The 21,948-nt window shown below is 49.4% G+C and carries 20 protein-coding genes; 8 read left to right on the top strand and 12 right to left on the bottom strand.

The features are described from left to right. Positions 1 to 3 precede the first annotated feature (3 nt). Positions 4 to 273: a hypothetical protein gene (locus A5320_RS17390; RefSeq protein WP_068067861.1), complete on the top strand. Its 270-nt coding sequence runs from the start codon at positions 4 to 6 to the stop codon at positions 271 to 273. 72 nt (positions 274 to 345) lie between these two features. Here the strand turns inward: A5320_RS17390 and recG are convergent, their stop codons facing one another. The 9 genes from recG to A5320_RS17345 form a co-directional block, all read right to left on the bottom strand. Next, entirely contained in the window at positions 346 to 2,427 is a 2,082-nt protein-coding gene (gene recG / locus A5320_RS17385) for an ATP-dependent DNA helicase RecG (protein WP_068067858.1), read from the bottom strand. 200 nt (positions 2,428 to 2,627) lie between these two features. Then, positions 2,628 to 3,392: a substrate-binding periplasmic protein gene (locus A5320_RS17380; protein WP_082971848.1), complete on the bottom strand. Its 765-nt coding sequence runs from the start codon at positions 3,390 to 3,392 to the stop codon at positions 2,628 to 2,630. 177 nt (positions 3,393 to 3,569) lie between these two features. Next, entirely contained in the window at positions 3,570 to 4,400 is an 831-nt protein-coding gene (locus A5320_RS17375) for a substrate-binding periplasmic protein (protein ID WP_082971847.1), read from the bottom strand. A 66-nt stretch (positions 4,401 to 4,466) separates the two neighbouring features. Continuing rightward, on the bottom strand, positions 4,467 to 4,859 hold the full coding sequence (locus A5320_RS17370) for a RidA family protein (protein ID WP_068067849.1): 393 nt from the start codon (positions 4,857 to 4,859) through the stop codon (positions 4,467 to 4,469). Between the two features lie 6 nt (positions 4,860 to 4,865). Beyond that, positions 4,866 to 6,980 carry a bifunctional GTP diphosphokinase/guanosine-3',5'-bis pyrophosphate 3'-pyrophosphohydrolase gene (gene spoT, locus A5320_RS17365; protein WP_068068192.1) on the bottom strand — a complete coding sequence of 705 codons (2,115 nt, stop codon included), beginning with the start codon at positions 6,978 to 6,980 and terminating at the stop codon, positions 4,866 to 4,868. 193 nt (positions 6,981 to 7,173) lie between these two features. Continuing rightward, positions 7,174 to 7,449 carry a DNA-directed RNA polymerase subunit omega gene (rpoZ, locus tag A5320_RS17360; RefSeq protein ID WP_068067847.1) on the bottom strand — a complete coding sequence of 92 codons (276 nt, stop codon included), beginning with the start codon at positions 7,447 to 7,449 and terminating at the stop codon, positions 7,174 to 7,176. A gap of 54 nt (positions 7,450 to 7,503) precedes the next feature. Further along, positions 7,504 to 8,127: a guanylate kinase gene (gene gmk, locus A5320_RS17355; RefSeq protein WP_068067844.1), complete on the bottom strand. Its 624-nt coding sequence runs from the start codon at positions 8,125 to 8,127 to the stop codon at positions 7,504 to 7,506. Positions 8,128 to 8,284: 157 nt separating this feature from the next. Continuing rightward, a complete protein-coding gene (locus A5320_RS17350; RefSeq protein WP_068067841.1) occupies positions 8,285 to 8,767 on the bottom strand; it encodes a DUF4442 domain-containing protein in 483 nt (160 codons plus the stop codon). A 49-nt stretch (positions 8,768 to 8,816) separates the two neighbouring features. Continuing rightward, positions 8,817 to 9,356, bottom strand: a complete 540-nt coding sequence (locus A5320_RS17345; protein ID WP_068067838.1) for a hypothetical protein — start codon at positions 9,354 to 9,356, stop codon at positions 8,817 to 8,819. A 400-nt stretch (positions 9,357 to 9,756) separates the two neighbouring features. On the opposite strand from A5320_RS17345, the gene A5320_RS17340 reads away from it, so the two are divergent. From A5320_RS17340 to A5320_RS17315, 6 genes are all read left to right on the top strand, one after another. Beyond that, entirely contained in the window at positions 9,757 to 11,082 is a 1,326-nt protein-coding gene (locus A5320_RS17340) for a M16 family metallopeptidase (protein WP_068067835.1), read from the top strand. After that, complete coding sequence (locus A5320_RS17335) at positions 11,079 to 12,476, top strand: M16 family metallopeptidase (RefSeq protein WP_068067832.1); 1,398 nt, start codon at positions 11,079 to 11,081, stop codon at positions 12,474 to 12,476. Before A5320_RS17340 ends, A5320_RS17335 begins: the two co-directional genes overlap by 4 nt. A 280-nt stretch (positions 12,477 to 12,756) precedes the next feature. Next, the gene (locus tag A5320_RS17330; protein ID WP_197490160.1) at positions 12,757 to 13,905 is read left to right on the top strand and encodes an efflux RND transporter periplasmic adaptor subunit; all 1,149 of its coding nucleotides are present in this window, start codon (positions 12,757 to 12,759) and stop codon (positions 13,903 to 13,905) included. 26 nt (positions 13,906 to 13,931) lie between these two features. Next, on the top strand, positions 13,932 to 16,994 hold the full coding sequence (locus A5320_RS17325; protein WP_269454655.1) for a multidrug efflux RND transporter permease subunit: 3,063 nt from the start codon (positions 13,932 to 13,934) through the stop codon (positions 16,992 to 16,994). A gap of 86 nt (positions 16,995 to 17,080) precedes the next feature. Further along, positions 17,081 to 17,920, top strand: coding sequence for a DNA ligase (locus A5320_RS17320; protein ID WP_197490159.1), 840 nt, complete (start codon positions 17,081 to 17,083; stop codon positions 17,918 to 17,920). Positions 17,921 to 18,192: 272 nt separating this feature from the next. Continuing rightward, positions 18,193 to 18,561: a helix-turn-helix domain-containing protein gene (locus A5320_RS17315; protein ID WP_068067823.1), complete on the top strand. Its 369-nt coding sequence runs from the start codon at positions 18,193 to 18,195 to the stop codon at positions 18,559 to 18,561. A gap of 94 nt (positions 18,562 to 18,655) precedes the next feature. Here A5320_RS17315 and A5320_RS17310 read toward each other — a convergent pair whose 3' ends face one another. Further along, a complete protein-coding gene (locus A5320_RS17310) occupies positions 18,656 to 19,729 on the bottom strand; it encodes a nuclease-related domain-containing protein (RefSeq protein WP_082971846.1) in 1,074 nt (357 codons plus the stop codon). A gap of 11 nt (positions 19,730 to 19,740) precedes the next feature. Beyond that, complete coding sequence (fic, locus tag A5320_RS17305) at positions 19,741 to 20,844, bottom strand: protein adenylyltransferase Fic (RefSeq protein WP_068067815.1); 1,104 nt, start codon at positions 20,842 to 20,844, stop codon at positions 19,741 to 19,743. A 375-nt stretch (positions 20,845 to 21,219) separates the two neighbouring features. Between fic and A5320_RS22010 the strand changes: the two genes are divergently transcribed. After that, positions 21,220 to 21,381 (top strand): hypothetical protein, encoded by a 162-nt coding sequence (locus A5320_RS22010; RefSeq protein ID WP_157605976.1) that lies wholly within the window; start codon positions 21,220 to 21,222, stop codon positions 21,379 to 21,381. An 11-nt stretch (positions 21,382 to 21,392) separates the two neighbouring features. On the opposite strand, the gene A5320_RS21780 is transcribed toward A5320_RS22010, so the two are convergent. Further along, positions 21,393 to 21,743: a DUF3427 domain-containing protein gene (locus tag A5320_RS21780; protein ID WP_269454654.1), complete on the bottom strand. Its 351-nt coding sequence runs from the start codon at positions 21,741 to 21,743 to the stop codon at positions 21,393 to 21,395. Positions 21,744 to 21,948 lie beyond the last annotated feature (205 nt).

The following is a 21,948-nucleotide window of genomic DNA, read 5'->3' as shown; positions in this document are numbered from 1 at the left end:
AATATGCTGAAACTTTATGTAGCGGTGGATGTGTCGGACGATGATGTGACTTTGACCGAAGTTGCTGAGCAATGCGGCTATGATGTGCGTCATCCGTTAGTGCTGGATGTCGCTGAACCTGTGGTGGCGCATTTTCACGAGCAGGATTGTCTGCAGCTGGCGTTGACCTGTCAGGATGGCATTGTGGATCCTGCGGTTTTATTGGCCGAAGCAGAGCTGCTGTTATCCCATCCATCGGTGTCGGCGGTGTATAAAATTGGCATTAGCGATTAATGGCAAACACTTTTCTTATTAAGCCTGCGCATACCACTAAGCCTGCGCGTACCACTAAGCTTGCGCGTACCACTAAGCTTGCGCATATATGTCCCGATAGCCCAGCCAGCGCCGGATCAAGCCTTCTGCAGCGCGTTTATCCAGTTGCCATAACCGCTGCGCCGCTTGTTGCGCCGGGGCAATTAAAGCTGCATCACGGGTTAAGTCGGCGATGCGATAGTTAGCCACACCCGTCTGCCGGGTGCCAAGTAGCTCACCCGGGCCACGAATTTCTAAATCACGTTGCGCAATCACAAAACCATCGTTACTTTCGCGCAAAACGCCAAGCCTTGCCTGAGCGGTGCCGGATAATGGCGCGTGATACAGCAGCACACAATGCGACACCGCACTGCCACGGCCAACCCGGCCGCGCAGCTGATGCAGTTGCGCCAGGCCAAGCCGCTCCGGGTTTTCGATAATCATCAGGCTGGCGTTTGGAACATCAACGCCCACTTCAATCACTGTGGTTGCCACCAACAGCTGAATTTCGTTGGCGGCAAAGGCTTGCATCACTGCTTGTTTTTCACTGCTTTTTAACCGGCCATGCACCAGCCCGACTTTCAAGTCAGGCAGCGCTGCGGCCAATTCCACCGCGGTATTTTCAGCGGCTTGACATTGCAATACATCAGATTCGTCAATCAAAGTACAAACCCAGTAGGCTTGCCGCTGTTGCTCCAGCACTACTTTTTCGACCCGGGAAACGACTTCGGCGCGACGGCTGTCCGGCAGTACCACAGTGGTGACCGGTGTACGACCCGGCGGTAATTCGTCAATCACCGAAGTATCCAAATCAGCATAAGCGGTCATCGCCAGCGTGCGTGGAATAGGGGTGGCGGTCATGACCAACTGATGTGGGAAAAAGCCACTTTGACTGCCTTTTTCACGCAGCGCCAGCCGCTGGTGTACGCCAAAGCGGTGTTGCTCGTCGATAATCACTAGCGCTAAATCGGCAAATTGCACCTGCTGCTGAAACAACGCATGGGTACCAATCACAAACTTGGCCTCGCCATTCGCAATGGCCGCCAGTTCCGCATCACGCGCTTTGCCTTTGGTTTTACCACCAAGCCAGGCCACCTGAATGCCCAATGGCTCCAGCCAGCGGCGAAAGGTGCTGGCATGTTGCTCGGCCAATAACTCCGTTGGTGCCATCATCCCCACCTGGCTACCGGCGGCAATAATGGGTAACGCGGCGAGCGCAGCCACCAGCGTTTTGCCGGAGCCAACATCGCCCTGCACCAAACGCAGCATCGGTTCAGGCTTGGCGAGGTCAGCTAAAATATCCTGCAGCACCCGCTGCTGCGCGCCGGTCGGGACAAACGGCAGGCTTGCTAGAAATGAAGGTGTAAAAGTTTGGTCATGGCCAAAACGTTTGGCCGGTTGCACCTGACATTGGCTACGCAGTTGCAACATACTGAGTTGCTGCGCTACTAATTCTTCAAAAATCAGCCGTTGCTGCGCCGGATGTTGGCCGGCTTCTAACAGTTGCAACGAGGCATCAGGCGGCGGCCGATGTAAATAACTAAGCGCCTGGCTTAACGACCAACCTTGAGGCGGTAACACCGGTGCTAAAAATTCTTCCGGACTACATCGGCGAAGCTCCAGCAGCGCCTGATCGGTCAGATTACGCCAGCTGGCTTGTTTTAAACCTTCGGTGGTGGGGTAAACCGGGGTCAGGGTTTCGGCGACTTCAGCAGGTTCCTGATCTTTAATGATTTTGTACTCAGGGTGCAACATTTCCACGCCGCGCATGCCGCGTTTGACTTCACCAAAACAGCGCAGTACCACCCCGGGTACCACAGCATTTTTTTGCGCGGCGCTGAAGTTAAAAAAACGGATGGTCAGGGTGCCGGAACCATCGCGCAACACCACTACCCAGCTGCGTCTTTTGCCAAAGGTAATGTCGCTGCTGACCACTTCCCCTTGCAGACTGACACTTTGCAGCGGCCAGGCGTCGCCAATCGGACAGACGCGGGTGCGGTCCTCGTAACGGAGTGGCAAATGGAATAATAAGTCCTGCACTGACTCAATCGCCAGTTTGCTGAGCAAATCAGCAGTTTTGGCGCCGACGCCTTTTAGCTCGGCGATGGCCAGATTGCTCAGTAAAGTTCGTTGCAAAATCAGCGTCCTGCGGTGGAAAAGCTCCGGCTATCATAACGGATTAACGTAAAAAGGTCAGTTTATACCCGTCATCCTTGAAGATTCGGGGTTGTTGTCTTCGCTCGATCGCTGAAGCGTCAGTCCGACCCAGTCGTTCTCCCTCGTCGCCTACCCGAATCTTCAATGATTTTGGGTATAGCTTTAACTGAATGTCAGTGCTATTCATAAAAATGCGTTTCTTTTGCTATCACCAGCTTTTCCAGCTGCTGACTAATTTGCAGGTGAAGTTGGAAATTGGGGCTCATTCTGGATAACGCCAGATGGTTTTGTAATTCACGCCGACTCGGCGGTTGCCAGGCGTTCACCACAATACTGTGTTTTAATCTGGGGTTGCGTGATAGCAACCGTTCCGTCATGTGGAGTGGCCCGGCTACAGCGTCAACCTGCTTAAAATGCAGCATCGCCATGGCTTGCTCCAGATCGTCGACTCTGCGCATTTTGACCTGCTGTTGTTCGAGCAGGGTGATCAAGCCTTTGCTATAGCTGCGGCTTTTCACCAGCGCCACTTGCAGGTTTTGCAGCATGTTTTCGTCGGCAATCTGCTGGTCTTTGTGGACAAATAAAGTCTCAGATTTGGCCTCGTCAAACGGCAGCAGCAGCATATATTGCTCGCGTTGTTCGCTCCACATTAACCCGGCCATTAAGTCAGTTTTGCCTTGTTGCATCAATAATAAGCAACGGGCGGTTGGGGTGGGCGGACTGAATTTGAGCGTAAAACCACTTTGCCTGGCGAGTTTCTGCATCATGTCGACCATCGGCCCGCTGGGTTGTTGGCCTGGCAGGTAGGAGTGACGGGGCGGGAAATCATCAAGACACCATTCCAACTCAGGCGCTGCGGCATTGGCGTGACCGATGACAATACTGCAGGTGAGGCAGAGTTGTACAACTAGATAAATCGCAAATGGCCGAAGAAGTGTTCGCATGGTGCCGCCGCTATATTGAGGACATTTCAAGAGCGTTGTGCTGGCTCTGAGTCGCCACTCGGCATGTTGTTTAAAATGAGCATACAAGCCGGAATACCCGAATGCCAGTAGCGTTGGATAAAAGTTGTGCTGTGCTTCACTGGCTTGATGGATCTGATGACGCCAATGTCAGCGATGTTAATTTGGCGGTCGCCGTCTGGTTGGCTCGGTCAGCAGATAGGTCGGCTCCTGCAAATGCTGGTGTACGCCGTATAACCGCTGCACAGTGCCGTCGCTGACCATCTGAGCGACAGTTTTCTCAATTTTTTCTTTCAGATACATATGTTTACTTTTTTTCGACAGACCAATGTTGATATATCTTTTGGCCGCAAACTTAAAGGTTAAGTCGGCTCTTCGAAATTGGTAATGCAGTTTGGGCTGGTTGCGGATCACTTCTAATGAGCTTTGCGTCGGCACTATCAGGCCATCTACCCGGCCTTTGTGTAGCAATTCAAAACCGGCAGAAATACTGTCGACTTCAATATGGTGCTGGGTTTGATCCTTCATCAATGCCATCAATGTCGGGTTGTAGCTGTAGTTACGGACTGTTACCAGGATTAGCGGCGTCAATTGACTGAGCTGATCGATAAAACGCGAATCGTCACCGCGTAAATACAAAGTTTCCGGAATGGTTTCGTTATACGGAAACATATACATCATGTCGGCCCGTTCAGGCGTTAAGTTCAGATTGATCATCAGATCACTTTCGCCAAGACCAATCTGCCGAAAACAGCGGGCGAGCGGGGTGCGGGCGCTGTATTCAAGGGTAAAACCAGCGCGTTTTGCCAGTTCCTCCATCACCGCGACCGAAGGGCCGACGGGCTTATTCCGGCCATGAAATTCATGAAAACGTGGGAAATGATCGAGACACCAGCGAAGTTGTGGCTTCGGAACCTCAGCTTGTACTGTAAATCCGGCGAGAAAAAGTATCAGCAACCACCAGCCGCGCTGAATGAACACGGACTTCATGCTGGTTGCAATCTCAGGTTTGGCTAATTTCAGTGGGAGCTCCAGTCGGATCCAGCTGCCGGACCTTTAGTTAGTTGACGGAACTTCCATCACGCCATCAATTTCAATTTGTGATGCGCGTGGCAAAGCACTGACCTGAACGGCTGCTCTCGCCGGGTACGGCGCGCTGAAATGGCGAGCCATAATCTCATTCACGGTAGCGAATTTGGATAAATCGGTCAGGAAAATATTCACTTTCACCATGTCATTGATGCTGCCACCAGCAGCCTGGCAAACGGCGGTTAAATTTTGAAACACTTGCTCTGCTTGCTCAGCAAAATCTTCTGAAATCAACTGCATGGTCGCGGGCACCAGTGGGATCTGGCCGGATAAATACACCGTGGTGCCAATTTTAACCGCCTGGCTATAAGTGCCGATGGCGGCTGGAGCTTTTTCAGTACTGATAATAACTTTAGACATAGACTATTACTTCCTTCGATAGACTTTCAGCACATCCGGCGTGACCCGGATTTTGCGCATGACGTTAGCAAGATGGATCCGGTCCCGTACCGACAAGGTGATTTTAATCACATAATCGCCGGTATCGCGGTCGTCCGTTGCCAGATCCTGAATATTGGAATCCAAGCCAGCAATCACGGTGGTGAGTTTTGCCAGCATGCCTTGTTTGTTGACAATAAACACCCGGATATCACATAAAAACTGTTTGTCGCCGGTTTTATCCCAGCGGACCGGGAAGTATTTACCCGGCTCTTTTTCCCAGCCGCGGATATTACGACATTCCGAACGGTGAATATTCAGACCTTTGCCCGGCGAAGCGCTGGCGGCAATGGCATCACCCGGAATAGGCCGGCAACATTTGGCAAATGTGGTCAGCATACCCTCTGAGCCGACAATAAATGCTTTTGGTTTGGCTGGCAGCACTTCGTCAGTACTGCTGTTTTCATCAAACTCACCGAGCATCCGCCGCGCAACGGCAATCGGTAACTGATTGCCAAGACCGATATCGATAAAAAGCTCGTCGAGGGTTTTTTGTTTGCTGTTTTGCAGCACTTGCTCCACCCGATCCGGAGCAATAGATTCAAAGGGTACTTCGCCAAGGGCAGAGGTCAGCAGCCGTTTACCCAGCGCAATGGCTTCGCTTTGTTCCTGCTTTTTCAGGAAGTTACGAATACCCATAATAGCGCGGCTGGTGACGACATAGTTCAGCCAGTTGGCATTTGGTTTACCGCCGGTGCTGGTAATAACTTCCACCGTCTGACCGGTTTCCAGTGGTTTGCTTAATGGATAAGGTTTGCGGTCGACCCGCGCGCCAACACATTTGTTGCCGATGTCGGTATGCACGGCGTAAGCGAAATCGACTGCTGTGGCGCCAATCGGCAATTCAACAATTTTGCCTTTGGGCGTAAACACATACAGCTCATCCGGATACAGCTCGGATTTTACGTTCTCGACAAATTCGTAGGTATTGCCGGCGCTTTGCTGTATTTCCAGCAAGCTTTGCATCCAGCGTCTGGCGCGGATTTGCGCTGTGGTGTCGCCTTGTTCACCGGGCTTTTTATATTTCCAGTGTGCGGCGATGCCGTTGTCGGCCATCTCGTCCATTTCGCGGGTACGCATCTGAATTTCGACCGGAATACCATGTGGACCAATTAATGAGGTGTGCAGTGACTGATAACCGTTTTGCTTGGGAATGGCGATGTAATCTTTAAAGCGGATTTCAATCGGTTTATACAGGTTATGTACCACACCTAAAATGCGATAACAGCTATCGACGCTGTCGACCAGCACCCGAAAACCATAAATATCCATCACATCGTTAAACATCAGCTCTTTGCTTTTCATCTTGCGATAGATGCTGTACAGATGTTTTTCGCGGCCCGACACTTCGGCCTTAATACCGGCATGGCCAATCCGCGCTTCAATTTCACTCTGAATTTTTTCAATCACTTCACGACGGTTACCACGGGCTTGTTTCACCGCAGTTTCTAAAGCCCGGTAGCGCATCGGATATAAAGCGCGAAAACCCCAGTCTTCCAGTTCGTTTTTGATGTTGTGAATACCGAGCCGGTTGGCGATAGGCGCATAGAGCTCGAGGGTTTCTTTGGCGATACGGCGGCGTTTTTCCGGCTTTAAGGCGCCGATGGTACGCATGTTATGGGTGCGATCAGCCAGTTTAATCAGAATGACCCGGATGTCCTGCGTCATCGCCATAAACATTTTCTGCAGGTTGGTGACTTCAAACTCTTTGATATCTTTGAACTTTACTTTATCGAGTTTGGATACGCCTTGTACCAGTTCGGCCACAGTGCCGCCAAAACGCTGCTCCAGATCTTCTTTACTGTATTCGGTGTCTTCAATCACATCGTGTAACAACGCGGCCATCAGGGTTTCATGGTCCATCCGCATTTCTGCAAGGATGCTGGTCACGGCGACCGGATGGGTAATATAAGGTTCACCACTGGAGCGGGTTTGCGGGGCATGTGCATCCCTTGCCAGCAAATACGCCTGTTGCACCATGGCAACCTGCTCGGCCGGCAAATACACACTGATCTGTTGTTTCAGACCTTCAAATAAATACACTGCAATAAGCTCCATATCGGGAAGTCACACTGACGCCCGCTATCTGCCTAAAATATACGTGGATTTTGCTTGCTTGCCAACGGTGTACAGCTGTTGGCTGAAATAATTGAGGTAGTAGAACTTAATTAAAGATGATTTAAGCAGCTGAGCTTCAGATGGATACCAGAAGCTGGCAGCTGCCCGAAATATTGGATTACTGCTCGGTGCCGATGATGGCGGCTACAGCGGCCATTTCAGAAGCTTCCTGTTGCAGCTGGTCGCGACGTTCTTGCTGGTCCAGGATATTAGCGGTGATAAAACCTTTTTCGATTTCCCGCAGTGCCACAACTGTTGATTTATCGTTCTCAACATCAACCATTGGCTCTTTGCCTTCTACTGACAGTTGGCGTGCACGGCGTGCTGCGACCAGGATCAGATCAAAACGGTTACCAATTTTATTTACTGCATCTTCAACTGTTACGCGAGCCATTTACCACTCCGGTATTCAAATTCTGACAAGACCGACTAGTCTACGCTATTTCGGTTAATTCGCCAACAACTCAGTCAGCAATGCCTGCTGGTGTTGTTGCTGTTTTTGCAGCGTCAACCGCTGACCAAGTACGACATGTTGTAATTGCTGTAAACACAGCTGGAAATCATCATTTACCAAAACATAATCATATTCAGTGACATGGCTGATTTCGCTTTGCGCTTGTTGCATGCGTTTGGCGATTACTTCCTGGCTATCCTGGCCACGCTGATTCAGCCGTTTTTCCAGTTCAACCACACTTGGCGGCAGAATAAAAATGCTGAGTACTGACGGGACTTGCGCTTTAATTTGCCGCGCGCCTTGCCAGTCGATATCTAAAAAGACGTCGCGGCCTTGTGCCAGTTCATGTTCAATGGCGGTGCGGGATGTGCCGTAGTAATTGCCAAACACTTCGGCCCACTCTAAAAAGTTGTTCTCGGTAATCAATGCTTTAAATTCATCGACACTGACAAAGTGATAATGCACACCATTCACTTCGCCAGGCCTTGGCGCGCGGGTGGTGTGTGAGACATTCAGTTGCATATCCTGATGCTGGCCCAGCAACGCATGAATAAGGCTGGATTTGCCAGCGCCGCTTGGTGCGGACAAGATAAATAAATTACCTGGTAAATGTTGCATAGCAAGACCTGCATAAACACAAAGGCTGGATTTTACGTGCTGTGATTGCTTGCTGCAAACTTTTAACGATCGCACTGCTGCTTATGCCCGGAGCCTGTTCACAAGCCGCGGTTGCCAAGCGAGCCAATACTTTCGTCAAATTAGCTGCTGTGACAGTTCAGCGTTTGGCCGTAGCTTTAATTGACAGCGTCAGTTGAAATATTGCCATTGGTTCATCGCCGTGCAACGAAGGACAAGTAATGGTCACCGAGACGGTTTTGTTAATGCGCTGGCCGGTGGCCAAGGATTCGTCCAGCATTTCGTCAATCAAAGCACCGTCATTGCTGCGAAACCAGACTTCAGCTTCCGGTCGTTTTAAAAATTGACCTTGCACATCTTTAAACGCGAAATTAGCGTTGACGCCACGGGCTTTGGCTTTACTGAATACCAAAAATGCCCCGGCTAAATCGGCGCCAATGGCCAAAGCACCAAAATAAATGCTGCCCAGATGATTTTTGGTACGCCAGCCATGCGGCATGCTGACGGCTAAAGTTGATGCCGTCATCTCGCGAATGGTCGGTGAGCAAAAACCAATCAGTGGGATATAACGCCAGCCGAACCACCACAGCTCTCTGTTTGCTTGTTTTAAATTCGATTTCATTAATGTGCCTGCAATTGTGCGCGCCTAAAGTACCGCGAGCTTACCACTGCTAACGCTGGTCGGACAAGTTGGCCGGATGTTGTTGCCAATCCTGTTCGAATTGCTGCATTGCTTGCTGACGACGGGTGGCACATTCAACGATGACGCTGGTGGTGCGCACACCATAACAAAAGCGCGGTTCCTGATAATAGCCAAGCCAGGCCGAGAGTTGTTTGCCCTGATAAGGAGCTTTGACTTCGATGGTTGAAGCATAGAAGTCGCCAGCCATACTGCGGTCTGATTCAAATGACGGATGGCGTGAGGTGGGTAATAGCCGGCGCACTGTGGCTTTTGTTTGAGTGACAATAGGTTTTTCACAGTGGTAAAACAGTTGTTTTTGCAGTCGCTGCTCAGTGTCTTTGATTTTTTCGGCATCCCGTAAACGGTAGCCTTTACGCTGCAAGTTGCGATTTTTCTCCAGATCTTCCTGTAACTGCTTGCATTGGTTTAAGTTAAATTGCTCGACGGCGGGTAAGTTAGCGACAAAACAAATCAGGATCACCAACACGATAAACTGCGCAATAAATAAAATGACAGAGTTACGATTCATCACTGTTCCTTGTGACTATGGTGTTAAATAATGGTGATTAAAAATTAATCAGTATTGTCGGTCTGTCCAGACAGATTTTCGGGAATATTGACTTAGCCAGCTGATGTATTTTTTAACTGTATGAATTGTTGAGAAAAAATACTAAAATAATTTTTATAATTTGTGACTTGTCTTCAAATGCGACAGCACAAACTTACCTAAGTCAGTTACATAGTTGCTGTTTTTGCGCAATAACCTAAGCAGGGAGCCTGCCGCGAAAGTATCCGAAGTTGCATATTGCGGGTTAACCTCCGGTTACAACTAAATGAACAAACAGGCTGGCATGCAAGCTGTAAGTTGGTTTAGGCTGTGAACAACAACTACATTAGAAAAAACAAATTTTTAATTACAGGAGCTCCAGATGAAATATTCGCTGGTGGCGTTGATGCTTGGCCTGGCTGTCGCCAGTCAGCCGGCAGCAGCCACAGATGGTAGCCAGATCCAAAGTTTTACCCTGAACAACGGGATGAAAATTCTGGTGCTGGAAGATGAGTCAATTCCCAATGCCAACAGTTATTTATTCTGGAAAGTCGGCTCGCGCAATGAGCGGCCTGGCATTACCGGCATCTCACATTTTTTTGAACATATGATGTTTAACGGTGCCAAAAAATATGGCCCGAAAATGTTCGACCGCACCATGGAAAATTCCGGTGGCGCCAACAACGCCTATACCAGCGAAGACTTGACGGTGTACACCAACTGGTTCCCGACGGCGGCCATGGAAACGATTTTTGATTTAGAAGCCGATCGCATCGCCAACCTCGACATCAATGCCAAAATGGTCGAAAGCGAGCGTGGGGTCGTCGCATCCGAGCGCACCACCGGGCTTGAGAACTCGAATTTCCGCACTTTGCACGAACAGCTTAAAGGCATTGCATTTCAGGCTCACCCATACCGCTGGTCGGTGATTGGCTATGAGTCGGATATCAAAGGCTGGTCATTGGACGATTTAAAGCAATACCACAAAACTTATTATGCGCCGAACAATGCGGTGATGGTGGTATCGGGCGCGGTGAAGTTTGCCGAAGTGAAGCGTCTGGCCGAACAGTATTTTGGGCCAATTCCAGCTCAGCCTGCACCAGAAAAACTGCGGACGACAGAGCCGGTGCAAACCGGTGAGCGTCGCACTTACGTGCAAAAAGCCTCGGTCAGCACACCCAATGTGATGTTAGGCCACCATGTGCCTGCAACCTCGCATGCCGATTATTATGCGCTGGATTTGATGGTTTCCATTCTCAGTGAAGGCAACAGCTCCAGACTGTATAAAAATCTGGTCGACAAACAAATCGCGTTGGAAGTGTTTGGTTATTTGCCGATGTCGTTTGATCCCAACCTGTTTTATCTGATGGCAGTGGCGAGCCCGGATGTTACAGCTGCGAAACTCGAACAAGCATTGGTTGCTGAAATTAACAAGCTGGCCAAAGATGGCGTGACGACGCAAGAGCTTGAAAAGGCAAAAAATTTCCGTTTGATGCAATTCTATCAGGCAATGGAAACCATCAATGGCAAGTCAGACACTATTGGCACTTATGAGGTGTATTTTGGCAATTTCCAGCGCTTGTTTGATGCACCAAAACACTATCAGAAAGTCACGGCTGCCGATGTACAGCGCGTCGCCCAAACCTATCTGAAAAAATCCAACCGCTCTGTTGCTGTGCTTGATGCCAAAGAGGATAAAGATCTATGAAATTCATTGGTTTAGTAACCAGAACTGCGCTGTTGTGTTGTGGAGTGCTGGCAATCACCGTACAGGCAGCGGAATTTAAATTACCTGCTTATGAAAAAGTGACGTTGGACAATGGTTTAACTTTGTATTTATTACCGCAACATGAGGTGCCATTAGTCACTGTACATGCGGTGGTAAAGGCCGGTGCTATTTATGATCAGAAAGCGGGTTTGTCGTATCTGACCGCCCAGGGGTTGATGCTGGGAGCCGGTGGTAAAACCAAAAGCGACATTGAACAAACCATTGATTTTTTAGGGGCCAGCCTGAACACAGGTTCTTCGCTGGAAGGCTCGATGGTGCAAGCGAATTTTATGGCCAAAGACAGCGCAGCCATGTTGCCGCTGGTCAAAGCGCTTTTGACGCAACCTGCCTTTGATGACGCCGAATTTAAAAAAATGCAGCAGCGGGAAATTGCTGCTTTGACCCAGGCCAAAGAAAGCCCGCGTCAGGTGATCGACCAGTATTTTCACCGCTTAGTATTTGGCAAACACCCTTATGGTTATGCTCAAAATGGTGAGCCGGAGTCGGTGAAGCAGATCGCCCGCAAAGATTTAACTGCTTTTCATCAAAAGTATTATCAACCGGCCAATACTGCCATTGTGGTCGCTGGTGATTTTGAAACGGTGGCGATGAAAAAGCAGTTGCAGCAGTTGATGGGCAGCTGGAAAAATACCCAACAGCTGCCGGTGCTGGATTTAACGGCTGCTTTAACAGCGCCTGCCGAAAGTCAGGTGTTGGTGGTTGATAAAAGTGATGCCATTGAAACGACGTTTTTAATTGGTGGCCCTGGCGTGACCCAATCCAACCCGGATTATGTTGGGATCAGCGTGATTAACACCGTGCTCGGCGGCCGTTTTACCTCCTGGCTGAATGATGAGTTACGCGTTAACAGTGGTCTTACTTACGGCGCGCGTTCTGGTTTTGATCGGTATTCTGCCGCCGGTTTGTTTGCGATCAGCAGTTTTACCAAAACCGACAGCACCAAAGCGGCGCTGGATTTAGCCTTAAAAACTTACCAGAAGTTATGGTCGCAGGGTTTGGATCAAGCGACGCTGGACTCGGCTAAGGCTTATGTGAAAGGTCAGTTCCCACCCAAATTTGAAACCAACGCTGCATTAGCCGAATTATTGGCTGATATGTATCTGTATGGTTTTACTGAAGATTACATCAACAGTTTTCAAAGCAAAGTGGAAAATATGACGCTGGCTGATAGCAAAAGACTGATCAACAGCTATTTTCCAAAAGACAAACTGCAGTTGGTGTTGATTGGCAAAGCAGAAGCGATTGCGCCACTGGCGGCCAGTTATGGCAAAGTGACGCAGCTTGATATTAAAGCCCCAGGCTTTGGTAAATAATTGCGTTGGTAAAAAACGGGTTTGGTCAATAATGCAGCAATAGGGCAGCTTCGGTTGCCCTTTTTTATTTGTCATCTGGTGGGTAAATCCCGCCTCAAAAAGCGCGCGACTGCATCTGAATTTGGTTGTTGGTCGATGCTATAGTGGAATTGACCGCATCTGTTGATCCCGACTCTGGTGTGGGGCGTTTGAATAAGTGAATGCTGTCGGTATTAATTACCGTAAATACGATTATGCACAATAGACTGGCGCCAAAATGCCGGTCGCATGGAGTCAATGGATGAAAGTAGCAGTAAGCTTATTAACCGGCTGGTGTTTGTTATCAGGCATGGTTCAGGCACAGGAAAAATCATCAGCTCCACCTGTCCCGGTGCAATTGGCGCAGGTGCAAGTGCAGGACGTGCCGCTATGGCTGCGTGGGCTGGGGCAGGTGAAACCACAACAAAGCGTTGAAATCCGCTCGCAGGTCGACGGTTTATTGCAGGAAATTCTGGTACAAGAAGGTCAGCTGGTTGCGGCTGGCCAGTTATTGGCAAGGATTGATGACCGTGCCATCAATGCAGCGCTGGCACAAGCCAAAGCAGAACTGGATGTAGTACAGGCGCAACTCGATAGTGCCAGACGTGATTTACAACGGTACCAGGATTTACGCCAAAGCCAGGCGATTTCAGCGCAGCAAAAAGATCAGCAACAAGCCACAGTGCAGCAACTGCAAGCCGAATTACGCCGGGTGCAAGCCACCATTCATGCGCAACAAGTACAGTTGTCTTTTACCCAAATCACCTCACCGATCAGTGGCCAGGTCGGCATTCGTAATGTCGATGCCGGTAACTATGTGCGTCCTTCCGATACCCAAGGGCTGTTCTCAGTGGTGCAACTGGACCCAATCAGTGTCGAAATGGCGTTGCCGCAAGCACGCTTGCCACAGCTGCAATTACTGATGCAACAAATCCGGCAACAGCAACCCGTTGTAGTACAAGCATATTTGCAGGATGGTGCCGAGCTTTTGGCTACCGGCACGCTGACGGTGGTGGATAACAGAGTTGCCAGCGGTAGCGGCACCATTCGGGTAAAAGCTGATTTTGCCAATCCCGATCACCGGTTGTGGCCGGCGCAATCGGTGGTGGTGGCAGTAAATACTGAACAATTAAAGCAGGCGCTGACCGTACCGGTAAAAGCGGTACAACAAGGGCCGCAAGGTAGCTTTGTCTGGCGCGTCGAACAAGGTAAAGCGACGGTGCAGCCAATCCAATTACTGCATAGCGAAGGCGCATTAGCCGTGGTGACTGGCGTCAGTGCTGGCCAGCAAGTGGTGGTGGACGGTCAAAGCCGGTTGCGGCCAGGCGCGACTATTTCTGCAGTGACGCCTGCAGCAACGGGCATTGTTAAAGCCAGCGCTGAACTTAGCAAAAAAGGGACTGCGCAATGAATAGCCGAGGCCTTTTTGTCTGGTGCATGAGCCATCCAATCGGCACTGTGCTGCTAACCTGCGCGCTGGTGCTGATGGGGATTCTGGCATTTCCGCGCTTATCGATTGCGCCGTTGCCTGAAGCCGATTTTCCAACCATTGAAGTGAATGCGCGGCTGCCGGGCGCCAGTGCCGAAACCATGGCCTCTGCTGTGGCGACACCGCTGGAAGTGGCGTTAAGCTCCATGCCGGGTATTACCGAAATGACCTCGACCAGTGCGCTCGGTTCAGTCGGCATCACATTGCAGTTTGTGCTGGATAAAGACATTGATGCCGCAGCGCAAGAAGTTCAGGCAGCGCTGAATCAGGCTGCTGGCAGGCTGCCGGATATGCCAAATTTGCCGACCTGGCGCAAAGCCAATCCGGCCGATAGCCCGATTTTAATTATTGGTGTCACCTCCGAAACGCTGTCGCGCACTGAAGTCAGTGATCTCGCCGAAACCGTGCTGGCGCGGCAACTGAGCCAAATTAACGGTGTTGGTGAAGTGTTTATTGGTGGCCAGCAAAAACCGGCCATTCGCATTCAGGCCAAGCCAGAAGTGCTGGCGGCGGCTGGCCTGACGCTGGCCGACATTCGCACTGCGGTGCAAAAAGCCAGCGTCAATCAACCCAAAGGTGCCTTGTTTGGCGCGAGCCGGGTTTCTACTTTATCGGTGAATGATCAGATGTTTACCGTCGAAGACTATAACCAGCTGATTGTGCGTTATGACAACGGCTCGCCGGTGTATTTGCGGGATGTGGCGCAAGTAAAACTCGGCGCCGAAAACGATTTTGTACAAATTTGGCCGAACGGCGAATCAGGTGTAGCGCTGATTATCCGCCGTCAGCCCGGCGCCAATATTGTGGCAACGGCCGATCGCATCCAGGCCGCCTTGCCGCAACTGATGGCTGCGCTGCCAGCCGATATCAAAGTGGAAGTATTTAACGACCGCACCCGCACTATTCGCGCCTCGTTGGCCGAAGTTCAGCTGACTTTGGCCATCGCCGTGGTGCTGGTGATTGCAGTGATGGCGGTGTTTTTAAAACAGTGGTCCGCCACGTTAATCGTCACTGCGGTGCTGTTGGTATCACTGATTGCCACTTGCGCCTTTATGTATGTTGCTGGTTTTAGTCTGAATAATCTCACCTTGGTGGCGATTGTCATTGCAGTGGGTTTTATTGTGGATGATGCCATCGTGGTGATTGAAAACATCCACCGATATCTGGAACTGGGTTACAGCAAAACCGAAGCGGCGCTTAGAGGGGCACAAGAGATTGGTTTTACAGTAATTTCTATCAGCGTGTCTTTAATAGCGGCTTTTATTCCGCTGCTGTTTATGGGCGGTATTATTGGCCGCTTGTTCCTGGAGTTTTCACTCACTGCCGCTGCAGCCATTTTAATTTCGGTGGTGGTGTGTTTAACCCTGGCGCCAACGCTGGCGTCACTCTTTATGGACAAAGCGCCGCACCATGACCCGGCGCATCCGGGATTTTTTGACCGGCTGGCGCATCGCTATGACAGGGTACTGACCTGGGCTTTAGATCATCAGCGCACTATGCTTGGGTTATTTTTGCTGACGGTTGCCGGCAGTGTCGCCAGTTTTGTGATGATCCCCAAAGGCTTTTTCCCGCTGCAAGACACCGGTTTTGTGATTGGTTCGACCCAGGCCGCTTCGGATATTTCCTATGAAGATATGGTAGCCAAGCATAAACAACTGGAAGAAATTTTACGCAACGACCCGGATATCACCGGCTTTAACCATGCGGTTGGCGGCAACAATTCCACCGGCTCGGGCCGGGTTTGGGTGGTGCTGAGCGATCCGGATGATCGCAGTGCAACGGCCAGTGAAGTGATTGACCGCTTGCGACCACAGTTTGCCGAAATTCCTGGTTTGCAGGTGTTTTTACGGGCGGCGCAGGATATTAATCTGGGCGCAAACCAAGGACGGGCGCAGTATTTGTATGTGCTAAAAGCTTTGGATAGCAATGAGCTGGCCAATTGGACCGATAAGTTAACCGCTAAATTGCGGCAAAATCCGATGTTCACCGACTTATCCAATGACCTGCAATGGGATGCCAATATTATCCGACTTGAGTTGGACCGCCAGGCTGCAGCAAGACTGGGGTTTAGCGCGGCAGATTTGGATCAGGCGCTGTATGACGCTTTTGGTCAACGGCAAATTAACGAATATCAGACCGAAACCAATCAATACAACGTGATCCTGGAAGTGAGCCCGGAGCAGCGGGGCACCGCCGATAGCCTGAATTATTTTTACCTGCGATCGCCACTGAGCGGTGAAATGGTGCCGTTGTTATCTTTTGCCAAAGTGCTGCCGGCCGAAAGTGGCCCGGTAGTGATTGCGCACCATGGCATGCAGCCTTCAGCCAACTTGTCGTTTAACCTGGCATCTGGCGTGGCTTTGGGCGATGCGGTGCAAGCGCTGCAACAAGCCAGGGCAGAGCTCAATATGCCAACCTCAGTGAGTGGTAATTTCCAGGGCGCAGCACAGGCATTTCAAGAATCGCTCGCCAGTCAGCCGATGTTGATTTTAACTGCGTTATTAGCGGTTTATATCATTCTTGGCGTGTTGTACGAGAGTTTTGTCCACCCGCTAACCATCTTGTCGACGCTACCGTCAGCGGCCATTGGCGCTATCGGTTTGTTGTGGCTGTGGGGGCTGGATTTTTCGATTATGGCGTTAATCGGCATCATTTTATTGATTGGCATTGTGAAGAAAAACGGCATTCTGATGGTCGACTTTGCACTGCAAGCCCAGCGTGAACAAGGCTTAAGCGCTAAAGAAGCTATCCATCAAGCCTGTTTAGTGCGCTTTCGGCCGATCATGATGACGACCTTGGCGGCCATTTTAGGTGCAGTGCCGCTGCTGCTGGGGTTTGGCACCGGTTCAGAACTGCGGGTGCCGCTGGGTGTCGCCATTGTCGGCGGTTTGGCCTTTAGCCAGATCCTGACTTTGCTGACCACACCGGTGGTTTTCCTGACATTGGATCGGCTGTTTTTGGAAAAACGGCGGCAGCAAAAGCCGACGCCAACGCTGGCCGCGGAGTCTTAGTGTTGCATCTGTGTTAATAATCGACTTGTCGAACACAGCGCATTGACTACACTTTTGGTTAATTAAAAGTTAACCAAGGTGTGTTTATGTCTTGTCTGGTGATGTGCCGTGTGCTGCTGTTGCTCTGCTGCTTTTTCTTGAAAGCAGCCAGTAAACCCGATTTGCTGCTGGCTGAAGTCTACCGGGACGGGATTGCTGTAGAGCAGTATTGGGTCAGCGAAAAGCTCGATGGCGTGCGGGCCTATTGGGACGGCAAGCAGCTGATTAGCCGTGGCGGCGAGGTGATTGCTGCACCCGCCTGGTTTGTGACTAACTTTCCAAAAACAGCGTTAGATGGCGAACTTTGGAGCGGCCGCAATCAGTTTGCGGCCACTTTTAGTATTGTCAGTAAACTGCAGCCCATCGACCACGAATGGCAACAAATTCAATATCATATCTTCGAACTACCCAACGCCGCCGGTACTTTTACCGAGCGTATCAGCGCCATGCAAGCCCTTATCAAGCAACAAAAGAGTCCTTACTTAACCCTGATACCGCAATTTCGAATTGCTGATAAAGCACAGTTGCTGGAAAAACTGCGCCAACTCGAACAACAAGGCGCTGAAGGCTTGATGCTACATCATCAGGATGCACTGTATAAAACCGGCAGAAGCAGCGATTTACTCAAACTAAAAAGTTATCAGGACACCGAAGCGCAAGTCATCGGCTACCGACCTGGCAAAGGCAAATACCAGGGCATGACTGGCGCTTTAGTGGTGAAAACCGCCGAGGGTAAAACTTTTGGACTCGGCAGTGGTTTAACCGACGCGCTGCGGCATCATCCGCCGCCAATCGGCACTGTGATCACCTTTCGCTACAACGGTTTGACCAATAAGGGACTTCCGCGGTTTGCGCGGTTTTTAAGGGTTCGGCAGGAGTTGGAGTGAGGTTTGAGTAGTTTTTGCTGGGCGTGTTTTAAATCACTGAGAGTATTTGAATGTTGTTTAGCTACTATCTTTAGCTTGTCGCTAGGCTGAGTTTTGTGATGGGATGTGATTGTTGCAGTGCTCAAGTTTGTGGAAGTCAGCGGCAAACTTAACAATTCAGTTCAGGCATTTTTGGCTTTACGCTGACGAACCCAATACTTTTGTTTTATTGCAGCGCACAGTTAATAAAACAACTTTGATGAACAAACAATTTAACTGCCAAAGGAGCATTCATGGACATCAAACCGATTAAAACGGATGCCGACTACCATGCGGCGCTGCAAGAAATTGAACGTCTAATGATGGCCGAAGCAGATACCTCAGACGGTGAAAAACTGGACGTGATGGTGACGTTGCTTGAAGCTTATGAAGCAAAACATTTTAAGCTGGATTTACCGGATCCTGTCGAAGCGATAAAGTTTGAAATGGAGCGAAAAGGTTTAACTGTCAAGGATCTTGAGCCGACTTTTGGCAAAAGTAACCGTGTCTATGAGATCCTGAACTACAAAAGATCACTGATGTTAAAAATGATCTGGCGACTGCATCAAGGGCTGGGTATTCCTGCAGAGTCTTTGATCAGACCACCACAGGGGGATGGCTGATAATTATGAACTATCAGGTCGCATTTGATTTTACGTACACGAGCAGGTCAAAGAGTATAACCTAGATAGGTGCTATCTCTTCAATTCATCCCTCTCAATTAATCTCCCGCAATACCTGTTGGCCTTGTTGCTGGATTTTATGCTCCTTTCTTTGTGTCGGTGCTTTGGCAGCCTCCAGATTGAGCCTTGCGGTACAAAGAAGCAAAGCTTCATCGGAAATCTTGCGCCCTAAAGCGCTTATTTTTCGGATATGGCGGTGAACTTCTTCGATATGCAGAACATGGTCTGGCATCGGGGTTTTAAATTGTGCGTATTGGCTAAAAGCAATTACCGAATAAATTTTGGTTGGTTCAGCTTTGCTATCAATCTCTAATAGAAAGGCCACGGCTTCGGTGTGCTTGAAGTTTTGTCTGATTGGATTCTGGAATTGGTACTTGCGGCGATAATGTTGCAACACCCACTTTTCCTGATGCTCTTTGCCAAATACCCAGCCATGATAATTCTTCACTTCGATGACAAAAATACCAAAAGGACTGAGCACCAGATGGTCGATCTCTGTTAGATCACCTTGGGCAGTATTTAAAACTAAATTGTGGTAGTGGGTATAGGCTTCCGGAAGCTGCCTGGCCAGTAATTTTGCCAGCCGCACTTCGGCCATTCGGCCCAGCATTTCTTTGCGATTCAGCCCCCAATAACCTCTGAATACCAAACGCAGCACCAAAATTGCAAATACCATCGGCAATAGCCACAACAGCTGTTGCTGTAGGCCATTGGTCGCAGCTTGCAGTGGTTGCACCGTTTGATTGATGTGGGCAATTGGAGGCGCCAAAACAGCAGGCGACGATGGCACTTTTGCCACCGGTTTTTGTGACTCCACAGTTGACTCATCGAAATACGGTTTTGGCTGCTGCGGAACAGGCTGTTGGCAATGCCGGCGCTGGTTTTTCAGCGCATTCTGATAAGACGGCAAATGCGGTTGCTGTTCAAATCGCTTCACTTGATCGGCAATCAGCAAACATGCGCTTTCAGAATACTGGGCATAGCTTGGCGATTGCGCCATGACGTTGCTGCTTAACAACGCCAGTAGCACTAAACTGAAGAGCCATCGAGAGTTACCGACAAAACGGTTTACAACATAATGGCAAATAAACACGAGATGACGGGACATCGGCAATCCTTTCAAAAAGCATTAAAAGTATGACTGTCTTTTGTCATGAGCGTCATCAACCGTGGATGTACAAATAATTTTTCCTTTCCTGAATCGATTTCTTGCAGCACACCAAGATCAGCCAATTGTTTTAAATAGATTGAAGCCGTTTGTCGTTTTGCAATATCACGTTCAACCAGGTTACTGATACGGCAATAGGGTTGTTCAAAAATAAGCTGAACAAGCTCATAGCTATATATTTTGGGTAGCTGTGCCCTGATGTAATGGGCGGTACTTTCCATCAGGGCTCTCATCGCGGTAATTTTTTCACAAGTCCATAGTGCAGTTTGCTCGACACCTTTTAGCATAAATATCAGCCACTCTTCCCAATTCTGATCTTTGGTGACCTGGTTCAAGAGGCGATAATAGTCTTGCTTGTGCTGAACGATGAAACGGCTCAAATACAAAATAGGGAGCGTTAAAAGACCGCATTCAATCAGGTACAAAACGTTTAAAATACGGCCTGTTCGGCCATTTCCGTCATAAAAAGGATGGATGGCTTCAAATTGATAATGACTAATCGCCATCTTTATCAGTGGATCTATATCATCGTCATCATGAAGAAATCGCTCCCAGTTAGTTAACAAGTTGCGAATAATGGTTTCTCCAACTGGCGGGGTATAGATAATTTCACCTGTTGTTTGGTTACCTATAAAAGCACCGGGTACTTTACGAATATCCATTTCAGCGTGCTTTAACGTACTGCATACCCCAATGGCCGTCGCTGTGCAAAGCGGCTTCTTTTCAAGTTGGATATAGCCTTGGTATAACGCCGTTCTGTAACGTAATGCTTCCTTTGTTGCATGGTCGGCGCCTTTATCTTCAAGTGCATACTGAAAAAGCTTATCGGTCGTTGTGACAATATTTTCAATTTCTGAACTATCTTTTGCTTCAAGCAACGGCAGCAGGTTAATGAGCATGCTTTGGTTAGGAATGAGTTCCCCAGCCTTTTTTAATTCTGCTACAGCGGCTCGCGCAGCAATACAGGCTTTTAGCACAGCCCTGGTTTCTATGGCATCCAGGTTTGGCGGTAATGTGGGTAATTGGTTGTAAGGCTGCTCTGCTTGCCAAGTCATGTTTAAATTTCCAGTCTAAATCGACATCAATCAACTCATGAGTCAGTGTATGTCGATCTGATCGACATATCAATTTCATGTGTCGATTTTTTATTATTTTTTCGACATGACATCTTTCTGTGTTGATACCATCGTCATATCAAGACCCTATCCATGACACCAGCAAAACGGGTGCGCTGGCTGGAGCGGCATCAAATTACCGACTGGTGGCAACAAGCCTGGTGGGAAGTTGTCTAGCTGTGAAACTATAGTTTCACATTGGTGCACCAGCTCAACGAATTCTTATCCTTGAAACCACACACCACCTATTGCGTATGTCGGGCTGAATGGGCTCACCGCACTTAGCTATCACTAGGAGCTGCCAACAACGCATTTATGACTTGGGGCAGCGACAGCGAGCAACGACGTTTTTTTGTCGAAGCCGCGATGTCATTACTGAAGGTCGTATACAACTGCACGGATTTCGACGTGGTGTTTGTGGCACTGCAGTTCCAGACGGCAGGAATTAAACAGCGGTTGCAGGTGGAAGAGTGGTAAAGGGAAATCCGTTATCCCACCGCCAATTTAGCTGTCTTGTGCCACATAAAATCAGGCATTGGATTGCGGAGCTGCCATACGATATTCATTGGTTGTGAGCCGGTGTGGCTCACGTAGTCGACTTCGCCGAAGTTGACGAAGCCCATGGTGTTGCCGAATTCGTCATCACTTTGTTCGCGTACGAATAAAAACAGCCGTTTGCCGATTTCTTTGTGCTGGATATATTCCAAACCTCTACCTGCGTCTGGTCGTGAGCTGTTTTGGGATTGCCAGTGAAACAATGCTTCATTAATCGCGTAGTCGTGGTACATGGTATTTGGTGAAAACACTTTCGGATTTTTGTCGAGCGTGACGAACAGCAACTCGACGTTAAGTTGTACTAGTTCAGATTTGATCTGACAGACACCAGCACAAAACTGGTAACTTTCAGATCAAGTCTGAGCTAGTACATATCAGGCCGTGTAGCTACGGCCAGCAAACATTTCCCTATTGCAATTTTACGAGTCACGCGCGGATTCTTAGGTATGACGATGGGGTTGACTGGAACCTGTGTACTTTTTCCGTCGT

This window comes from Rheinheimera sp. SA_1 (assembly GCF_001669775.1).
Lineage (GTDB): Bacteria > Pseudomonadota > Gammaproteobacteria > Enterobacterales > Alteromonadaceae > Pararheinheimera.
The sequence above is the reverse complement of the archived record's forward strand: the minus strand, read 5'-3'. Positions and strand labels throughout refer to the sequence as shown.

What these genes read in the sequence shown, in the direction of transcription:
- A5320_RS17390 (WP_068067861.1), top strand. Translation starts at nt 4, where the DNA reads ATGCTGAAACTTTATGTAGCGGTGGATGTGTCGGACGATGATGTGACT.
- A5320_RS17380 (WP_082971848.1), bottom strand. Translation starts at nt 3,392, where the DNA reads ATGCGAACACTTCTTCGGCCATTTGCGATTTATCTAGTTGTACAACTC.
- A5320_RS17375 (WP_082971847.1), bottom strand. Translation starts at nt 4,400, where the DNA reads ATGAAGTCCGTGTTCATTCAGCGCGGCTGGTGGTTGCTGATACTTTTT.
- A5320_RS17370 (WP_068067849.1), bottom strand. Translation starts at nt 4,859, where the DNA reads ATGTCTAAAGTTATTATCAGTACTGAAAAAGCTCCAGCCGCCATCGGC.
- rpoZ (WP_068067847.1), bottom strand. Translation starts at nt 7,449, where the DNA reads ATGGCTCGCGTAACAGTTGAAGATGCAGTAAATAAAATTGGTAACCGT.
- gmk (WP_068067844.1), bottom strand. Translation starts at nt 8,127, where the DNA reads ATGCAACATTTACCAGGTAATTTATTTATCTTGTCCGCACCAAGCGGC.
- A5320_RS17350 (WP_068067841.1), bottom strand. Translation starts at nt 8,767, where the DNA reads ATGAAATCGAATTTAAAACAAGCAAACAGAGAGCTGTGGTGGTTCGGC.
- A5320_RS17345 (WP_068067838.1), bottom strand. Translation starts at nt 9,356, where the DNA reads ATGAATCGTAACTCTGTCATTTTATTTATTGCGCAGTTTATCGTGTTG.
- A5320_RS17340 (WP_068067835.1), top strand. Translation starts at nt 9,757, where the DNA reads ATGAAATATTCGCTGGTGGCGTTGATGCTTGGCCTGGCTGTCGCCAGT.
- A5320_RS17335 (WP_068067832.1), top strand. Translation starts at nt 11,079, where the DNA reads ATGAAATTCATTGGTTTAGTAACCAGAACTGCGCTGTTGTGTTGTGGA.
- A5320_RS17330 (WP_197490160.1), top strand. Translation starts at nt 12,757, where the DNA reads ATGAAAGTAGCAGTAAGCTTATTAACCGGCTGGTGTTTGTTATCAGGC.
- A5320_RS17325 (WP_269454655.1), top strand. Translation starts at nt 13,932, where the DNA reads ATGAGCCATCCAATCGGCACTGTGCTGCTAACCTGCGCGCTGGTGCTG.
- A5320_RS17320 (WP_197490159.1), top strand. Translation starts at nt 17,081, where the DNA reads ATGTCTTGTCTGGTGATGTGCCGTGTGCTGCTGTTGCTCTGCTGCTTT.
- A5320_RS17315 (WP_068067823.1), top strand. Translation starts at nt 18,193, where the DNA reads ATGGACATCAAACCGATTAAAACGGATGCCGACTACCATGCGGCGCTG.
- A5320_RS17310 (WP_082971846.1), bottom strand. Translation starts at nt 19,729, where the DNA reads ATGTCCCGTCATCTCGTGTTTATTTGCCATTATGTTGTAAACCGTTTT.
- fic (WP_068067815.1), bottom strand. Translation starts at nt 20,844, where the DNA reads ATGACTTGGCAAGCAGAGCAGCCTTACAACCAATTACCCACATTACCG.
- A5320_RS22010 (WP_157605976.1), top strand. Translation starts at nt 21,220, where the DNA reads ATGACTTGGGGCAGCGACAGCGAGCAACGACGTTTTTTTGTCGAAGCC.